This is a genomic window from Calditrichota bacterium, from assembly GCA_014359355.1.
GTDB lineage: Bacteria > Zhuqueibacterota > Zhuqueibacteria > JANLFK01 > Oleimicrobiaceae > Oleimicrobium.
Genome location: JACIZP010000219.1, coordinates 1 through 7,689, shown reverse-complemented (window position 1 = coordinate 7,689; position 7,689 = coordinate 1). Strand labels below are relative to the sequence as shown.

General features: G+C 60.3%; 9 protein-coding genes. All 9 read left to right on the top strand.

Annotation, left to right across the window (positions count from 1 at the left end):
• Window positions 1-686 (top strand): ATP-binding cassette domain-containing protein (locus tag H5U38_09860; protein MBC7187326.1); only part of this gene is annotated, 686 nt, incomplete at its 5' end.
• Between the two features lie 33 nt (window positions 687-719).
• Window positions 720-1,934 carry an O-antigen ligase family protein gene (locus tag H5U38_09855; protein ID MBC7187325.1) on the top strand — a complete coding sequence of 405 codons (1,215 nt, stop codon included), beginning with the start codon at window positions 720-722 and terminating at the stop codon, window positions 1,932-1,934.
• Window positions 1,935-2,083: 149 nt separating this feature from the next.
• A complete protein-coding gene (locus H5U38_09850) occupies window positions 2,084-2,467 on the top strand; it encodes a RidA family protein (protein ID MBC7187324.1) in 384 nt (127 codons plus the stop codon).
• A 163-nt stretch (window positions 2,468-2,630) separates the two neighbouring features.
• Window positions 2,631-2,987 carry a hypothetical protein gene (locus H5U38_09845; GenBank protein ID MBC7187323.1) on the top strand — a complete coding sequence of 119 codons (357 nt, stop codon included), beginning with the start codon at window positions 2,631-2,633 and terminating at the stop codon, window positions 2,985-2,987.
• A gap of 28 nt (window positions 2,988-3,015) precedes the next feature.
• On the top strand, window positions 3,016-4,575 hold the full coding sequence (locus H5U38_09840) for a sodium-dependent transporter (GenBank protein MBC7187322.1): 1,560 nt from the start codon (window positions 3,016-3,018) through the stop codon (window positions 4,573-4,575).
• 14 nt (window positions 4,576-4,589) lie between these two features.
• Window positions 4,590-5,135 (top strand): HDIG domain-containing protein, encoded by a 546-nt coding sequence (locus tag H5U38_09835; protein MBC7187321.1) that lies wholly within the window; start codon window positions 4,590-4,592, stop codon window positions 5,133-5,135.
• On the top strand, window positions 5,136-5,525 hold the full coding sequence (locus H5U38_09830; protein ID MBC7187320.1) for a hypothetical protein: 390 nt from the start codon (window positions 5,136-5,138) through the stop codon (window positions 5,523-5,525). It begins immediately after the preceding gene.
• Between the two features lie 17 nt (window positions 5,526-5,542).
• A complete protein-coding gene (locus H5U38_09825; GenBank protein ID MBC7187319.1) occupies window positions 5,543-6,967 on the top strand; it encodes an amidophosphoribosyltransferase in 1,425 nt (474 codons plus the stop codon).
• Between the two features lie 49 nt (window positions 6,968-7,016).
• The coding region (locus H5U38_09820) for a UbiA family prenyltransferase (protein MBC7187318.1) at window positions 7,017-7,689 on the top strand (673 nt) is incomplete at its 3' end.

The following is a 7,689-nucleotide window of genomic DNA, read 5'->3' as shown; positions in this document are numbered from 1 at the left end:
GCGACGTTGAGGTCCTCACGGATGTCTCCCTGCGCATCAAACGCGGGCAAGTGGTCGCGATTGTAGGACCCTCGGGAAGTGGCAAGTCGACCTTAGTCGATCTCCTCATCAGGTTCTACGACCCCACGGCCGGTCGCATCCTCATTGACGGCCACGATCTCAGGGACGTCACCCTGGAGTCCTTGCGCAAGTTATTGGGCATCGTGACGCAGGAGACAATCCTGTTCAACGACACGGTGCGCAACAACATCGCCTACGGCATGGATAGCGTGGCGATGGAGAAAGTCATCGCTGCAGCGCGGGCTGCCAACGCCCACGATTTCATCATGGAAATGCCCAACGGCTATGACACGGTCATCGGCGACCGAGGCGTAAAGGTGTCGGGAGGGGAGAAGCAACGACTGGCCATTGCGCGCGCTATCCTCCGCGACCCGCCTATTTTGGTTTTCGATGAGGCTACTTCTGCGTTAGACACCGAGTCGGAGATTCTCGTGCAGGATGCGATTAAGAACCTCCTGCAAGGGCGCACCTCGCTGGTGATTGCGCACCGCCTGTCGACCGTGCGTCACGCTGACCGGATCGTGGTCCTCCATGATGGCAAAATCGTCCAGGAGGGCACGCACGAAGAGCTGATGAGCCGAGGCGGTCTGTACCGCCGGCTGTACGAGATGCAATTCAGCGAATAGGGCGAGGGAGCGCCGATAAGGAAGACAATGAACATGAGCGTACCCAGTGCCGGAACAATGTCGCAAGCCGGTGCCCGCCTCGCTGGAGTGACGCGAGGGGCGCTGTACGTGACGGTAGCAGCGATGCCGTTCAGCATCGCCCTCACGCAGACTGCCCTTGCGGTGGCCATCATTACTTGGCTGGTGCGCATGGTCTTGGAGCGGCGACTCTTGGTGCGGCGGACACCCTTGGAGGTGGCGTTTCTCCTCTACATTGCTGCGGAACTCATCTCCTTGGCGTTTTCCATAAATGTGCCGAACGCGGTGATCTACCTCAAGCGCTTGCTCCTCATCCCCATGGTCTATGTGGTCGCCAGCAATGTGGAAAGCGAGCGCACCCTCAATCGTCTCGTGGCTACTTTCCTTGTGGCCATGTCTCTCTACTCTCTGTGGGGCGTAGGCTCCTTTGTGCTGAACCCATCTCTGCGCGTGCGCCACATTCAAAACTCGATGACGGCAGGGGGCCTCACCATGATTGCGGCCGTGGTCGGCCTTTCCTTAGCAGTGGCCGGCCCGAACAAGAAGGTGCGCCTTTTGGCAGGAGCAGCGGCAGTGGTCAATACGATCTGTCTGTTCCTTACCAACACCCGTGGCTCCTGGCTTGGCTTTGCCATGGCTCTTATCCTCATGGCCGTTCTCACGAACTGGAGGCTGCTCTTCATCATCCCGGTGCTGGCCGTGGTCGCCTATGTTGCCGTGCCAGGAGAGTACAAGGAGCGCGTGACGCATTTCTTCGATCCGCACTACCGCACCAACGCCTATCGCCTCACCTGGTGGAAAACTGGCTGGCGGATTTTCAAAGACTACCCCATCACCGGGGTGGGCGATATCGACACCGTCGAAATCTATCGGCGCTACATGAGCCCCGAGGAGACGCAGGCCGTGGGGCACTTCCACAACAACTTTGTGCACATTGCCGTGACCCTGGGGAGCATTGGACTTGCCGCCTTCACCTATCTGATGGCCAAAATTGGGATATTCATGGGCCAAGTCTTGCGTGCGGCGCGCCCGCCATCGTTGCGGGCAGTGGCGCTAGCTGGTCTGTGCTCCTTTGTGGCCTTTCTGGTCAACGGCCTTTTCGAGTGGAACTATGGCGACGCGGAGGTGGTAACCGTCATCTGGTGGCTGGTGGGCATGATCGCCGCCACGGCCGGTTTGCTCAACAGGTCACAAGCGCTGAGGACCGTGGTGGTGGAAGTGCTTGGCTAAGGCGGAGCGGCCTTTCCCCAGTCAACAATCCGGCAGCTTAAATTGGGGGCTGACGTGAGGGCCGTCGGAGCTATGCGTCCGTCACCAGCATCGCGCTCAGGTCCTCCTCTAATCGATGAGGAAATCATGATTGCCACACGGAGGCAAAAGTGAAGGAGATCGTGCGGGCCTCGGATGCGCCCAAGGCTATTGGGCCTTATAGCCATGCGGTAATCAGCAGCGGGGAACTGGTGTACACAGCTGGCCAACTGGGCATAGATCCCGCGACTGGTGAACTGGTCGGTGCCGGCATAGAGGAGCAGACGCGGCAGGCGCTGACCAACTTGGCCGCAGTTCTGCGGGCGGCAGGCTCGGGTTTGGACAAGGTGGTCAAGACTACGGTTTTTCTGGCGGATATGAATGACTTTGCTGCCATGAACGAGGTCTATGGCAAGTTTTTCACCACCGACCCTCCTGCGCGCTCGGCGGTGCAGGTCGCGCGCTTGCCCAAGGGCGCCAGAGTGGAAATCGAGGCCGTAGCGACACGTGGATAGCCAGTCTCGCAGTGCCAGGATTGCGCTGATTCTCGTAATCCAGTTGGTCGTAGCAGCCCACGGGTTGCTCGGCCACGAGATGAGGGTCCAAGGCAATGGGCACCACCTCGTCTCCAGTCAGGCCGATTCCCAGACGGTCAGAAGACGATCCCCCACTGGAGCAATGGTGCGGTCGCTGCTCGTGCCAGGTTGGGGGCAATGGTACAACGGAAAGAAATGGAAGGCCGCACTGGCTTTTGGGGCAGAAGCGGGCCTGGCGGCCAACGCTGTCGTGCAGAACCAGTATCTGCAGCGCGCCGAGGACCCGGCAGCGCGAGAGTACTACCTGAGCAATCGCAACACCTCGAACTGGATCTTGGCACTGGTGGTTTTGCTCAGCATGCTCGACGCCTACGTCGACGCACACTTTTCGGATTTTGACGAAAGCCCCGAGTTGACTAACTGGCGGGCCTTTGCGCCCCATGGTTTTGCGCGATTCGGCTTTGGGGAGGTGCGAATCTCCCTGTCTTTGAACTTCTGAAGAGACGGCGCTGACGCAGGAGGTCTCTGTGGTTGACCAGCACGTACAACGAGGAACCTGGGGTTCGAGAGTAGGCTTTGTCTTGGCTGCTGCCGGTTCTGCGATAGGCCTGGGCAACATCTGGCGTTTCCCGTATGTGGTAGGGGAAAATGGCGGGGCTGCCTTCGTGTTGCTCTACCTTCTCTGCGTGTTGTTCATTTCTGCGCCCGTGATGATCGCGGAGCTTGCCCTTGGGCGCCACACCCAGCGGAACCCCATTGGCGCGTTCACTGCCCTGGTGCCGGGCAGCCGCTGGAAGCTGGTCGGCGCCCTGGGCGTGCTCACCGGCGTAGGGATCCTCTCGTTCTATTCGGTGATCGCCGGATGGACACTGCAGTATGCCGTTCGCTCCATAGCGACCCCCGGCTACATTCACTACAGCCAGGCGGAGGCTGACAGCCTATGGGCGCATTTTGTCGCCGACCCGAAGAACCTCGCGCAGGCCCTGGTCGAGGAGGGCGTGCTCTCGGCCGAGTCCTCCCCGCGCTCCGAGCAGGAAGTACGGGAGGCCTGGCAGGCGTTCAACAACGAGGCGCACTTTCCCGCCTACCAGGAAAAGATGATCGGTCGGCTGCACAATCTATCCTTGTTTGAGAAGTTTGCCAGTGATGGCTGGGGGCCGGTTTTGTACCTGTTTCTGTTCATCGTCCTTACCGGAGCTGTGGTAGCCGGAGGTATTGCCGCGGGAATTGAGCGTTGGTCGCGAGTGCTGATGCCGGTGCTCTTTGTCCTCCTCGTGCTCCTGGCCCTGCGGGCCGTCACTCTGAAAGGGGCCTCGCAAGGGCTGGTCTTCTACCTGAAGCCAGACCTCAGCAAGCTTACGTTGGAATCGTTTGCCCGCGCCCTTGGCCAGGCTTTCTTCTCCCTGAGCCTGGGCATGGGGACCATGATCACCTACGGGAGCTACCTTTCGCGGCGGGACAACATCCCGGTCTCGGCTGCCTGGGTCTGTCTGTCCGACACCCTGGTGGCGCTCATCGCCGGACTGGTCATCTTTCCCGCTCTCTTTGCCATGGGCTTCCGGCCGGATGCCGGCGTGAGTCTGGTCTTTGTGGTGCTGCCGTCCATTTTTGCGCATATGCCTGCCGGCGCCTTTTTTGCCGCGGCATTTTTCCTCTTGCTGTGCGTGGCGGCCTTGACCTCTACCATTTCGCTCTTGGAGGTGCCTGTCGCCTACTTGGTAGACGAGCACCAGTGGCCGCGCCGACGTGCCGTGGTGGTGACCAGCGCAGTAGCCTTTGTGCTGGGCATCGCCTCTGCGCTCTCCACAGGGGCGGTGCCTGCTCTGAGCAAGCTCCCTGGCTTGGGGATCGGCGTGTTGGAGTTCTTCAATGCTCTGTTTGGCAACTACGCCCTGTCCATCGGCGCCCTGGGCATTGCCCTCTTTGTGGGCTACCGTTGGGGGACGAAGGCCGTTGCCGCCGAGATCGAGCAGCACGGCAATCAGTTTTACCTTCGCCGCACCTGGTCGGCGATGATTCGCTACGTCTCACCCCTGGGTATCGCTTTGGTATTGGCTTACATTCTTCTCACTGGCAAGTACTTTTGAGGCATGAAACAATGATGACCAGAGACGAGGCATATCGCCTGGCAGAGTCGTGCTTCTCCAACCGCAACCTTTTCAAGCATGTCCTGGCCGTGGAAGCGGTGATGCGGGCACTGGCAGCACATTTTGGCCAGGACGTGGAAAGATGGGGTCTTGCCGGCCTTCTCCATGACCTTGACTACGAGGAGACTGCCCAAACACCTGCCCGGCATGGTTTGCGCACAGTGGAGCTCCTGGCTGGCTATGACGTGGACGCCGAGATCATTCACGCCATCAAGAGCCACAACAATCATGTGCCGCGGGAAAGCCTGATGGACAAAGCCATCTACGCAGCCGATCCGGTCACCGGGCTGATCGTCGCCGCGGCCCTCATGCATCCGAGCAAGAAGCTGGCCGAGTTAGATGTGCCTTTCATTCTTCGGCGGTTCAAGGAAAAAGCCTTCGCCAAAGGGGCTAACAGGGAGCAGATCAGGACTTGTGAAGAGTTCGGCTTGGCGCTGGACGAGTTCTTGGGGCTGGCGCTCAAGGCCATGCAAGGCATTCATGAGGAGCTGGGCCTGTAGATGCGCAGCTGGCTGCTAACTGGCGTGTTGCTGTTGGGTGCTGCCGCGACCGTGGGGGCGCAGGGGCTGCAGAGTGTGTCCTCAGACACCGTCGCGAAGCCGGCCGTGCGCACCATGCCAATGCGCGACTCCCTGCTGGGCGAGGACAAGGCCCACCACGCGCTGTTAAGCGCGTTCTTGGCAGCCGCCGGCTACTATCTGGCCAGAGACGAGGCTTCGTGGTCGAAAAAGAGCTCCGTGGCCTTTGCCGCTGGCTTCTCTTTCTCCTTTGGTGTGGCAAAAGAGGTCTATGACAAACGAAGCCGACGGGGGCAGGCCAGTGTGGCCGACTTGGTTGCCGACATTGCCGGTCTCGCCTTCGGCTTGGCGTTGTTCGCCGGACACTTTTGATTTGAATGGAAACTTGCATGCTCTTATCGTCGATTGACAAACCTCTCTGCAACTGTGGAATCGTCGGGGTCTACGGACATCCTGAGGCTGCCCGACTGGTCTACCTTTGCCTATACGCCCTGCAACATCGCGGGCAGGAGAGTGCCGGCATAGCCGCCAGCGACTTTGTGCGCATGCGCCGGCACGCGGGATTGGGTCTTGTCGCCGACGTGTTTTCCGACGCTTCCATTTTGTCGGCCCTTGCCGGCTCGTTAGCAATCGGGCACAATCGCTATTCCACCACCGGCTCTACGCAGCTTGCCAATGCCCAGCCGATCGTGGTGAATGCCCACGACGGCCCCCTGGCCATTGCCCACAATGGCAATTTGGTCAACTCGGGTTCTTGTCGACGGCGACTGGTGCAAGATGGCGCCATCTTCCAGACCAGTACCGACACCGAGGTCATCCTGCACCTGATCGCTCGCTCCAAGCGGGAAACTTTGGTGGAGCGCCTGGTGGAAGCGCTCGGTCAGGTGCAAGGCGCCTACTCGCTGGTCCTAATGAACCGCACCCAGCTCATTGCCGTGCGCGATCCGCGAGGCTTCCGGCCGCTGTCCTTGGGGCAGAAGGACGACGCCTACGTGGTCGCCTCGGAGACCTGCGCGATGGATTTGATAGGGGCACAGTACCTCAGGGAAGTGGAGCCCGGCGAGGTGCTGGTCATCGACCGCGACGGGCTGCACAGCCTTCGGCTGCCAGAGCAGGCACCACGCGCCGCCTGCATCTTTGAGTTCATCTACTTCTCGCGTCCTGATAGCAAGATCTTTGACGAGAACGTCGACAAGTGCCGGCGCAAGTTGGGCAAGACGCTCGCCTTGGAGCATCCGGCAGAGGCCGACATTGTCATCGCCGTGCCGGACTCCAGCAACACTGCGGCCGTTGGCTATTCGCGGCGCTCGGAAATCAAGTTCGAGCTGGGGCTAATTCGCAACCATTACATCGGCCGCACCTTTATCCACCCGGAGCAGGACGTACGCGACTTTAGTGTGCGGGTCAAATTTAACCCGGTGCGCGGGGTCCTGGAGGGGCGCAGGGTAGTGATTGTGGAGGATTCCATCGTGCGCGGCACCACGCTGAAACACCTCGTGGGCATGGTGCGCGCCGCCGGGGCAAAGGAAGTCCACGTCCGCGTCAGCTCGCCGCCCATCATTTCCCCTTGTTACTACGGCATGGACTTCCCCACGCGGGATGAGCTCATCGCCTGCTCGCGCACCGTGGAGGAGATCCGCCAATTCATTCGTGCCGACACGCTCGGCTATCTCTCCATGGAGGGGATGCTCGCTTCGGTTCCCCAGGAGCGGGGCGGCTACTGCCACGCCTGTTTTGACGGCAACTACCCATTGCCGCCCGAGTGTGTCAGCAAGTTCCAACACGAGCAAGAGTACTGGGTGCCACATCAATGAGGGGAGATTCACGCCAGATTGTGGCTAAGACTGAACGATGGGGGTAGTCGTGAAACGCATGCTGCGGTTGCTGGATTTTGTTTTTGTGCTCCGTCCCACACTCATGTTTCCGGTGTGGACGGTGTTCTTAGCGGGGCATGCGGCGCAGCTCCGGTTCGGCTCCTGGCCAGTGCGCATTGCCTGGCGCGCCGCGTGGGAGGTGGACTATCTGCTGGTGGGGGCGCTGCTCACGCTGTGCCTGGGTGCCACGTTCGTGCTCAATCAAGTAACCGACGTGGAGAGTGACAGGCTGAACAACAAGCTGTTTCTCTTGGCACAGGGCGAGCTAAGCATCAGGCAGGCCCTGGTGGAAGTAGCACTTCTGGCGGGCCTGTCTATCGGCATCGGCTTCCTGCTCAAGCCCGCGCTAGGTGCAGCGCTGCTCCTCTGTTTCCTTGTCGCCGGCATTCTATACAGCTGTCCGCCCTTTCTGTGCAAAGATCGCCCGTATGCGGGTTTAGTCTGCAACGGCCTGGGGGCGCTGGGTGTATTTTCATCCGGCTGGCTGGTGCGGGGCCAGGTGGTTTCAGCCATGTGGCTGCACGCGGTGCCTTTCGTCCTTGCCCTGTGGTCGCTGTACTTTTTTACGACGCTGCCCGATGTGGAGGGAGATCGCGCGGCTGGCAAGATGACTATTGGCGTACTGTTTGGGCCCAAGGTGTGCGCCCGCCTCGCTTTGTTGG

Coding starts and splice junctions, on each gene's coding strand:
- H5U38_09835 (MBC7187321.1), top strand. CDS start 4,590: ATGACCAGAGACGAGGCATATCGCCTGGCAGAGTCGTGCTTCTCCAAC.
- H5U38_09830 (MBC7187320.1), top strand. CDS start 5,136: ATGCGCAGCTGGCTGCTAACTGGCGTGTTGCTGTTGGGTGCTGCCGCG.
- H5U38_09825 (MBC7187319.1), top strand. CDS start 5,543: ATGCTCTTATCGTCGATTGACAAACCTCTCTGCAACTGTGGAATCGTC.
- H5U38_09845 (MBC7187323.1), top strand. CDS start 2,631: ATGGTGCGGTCGCTGCTCGTGCCAGGTTGGGGGCAATGGTACAACGGA.
- H5U38_09855 (MBC7187325.1), top strand. CDS start 720: ATGAGCGTACCCAGTGCCGGAACAATGTCGCAAGCCGGTGCCCGCCTC.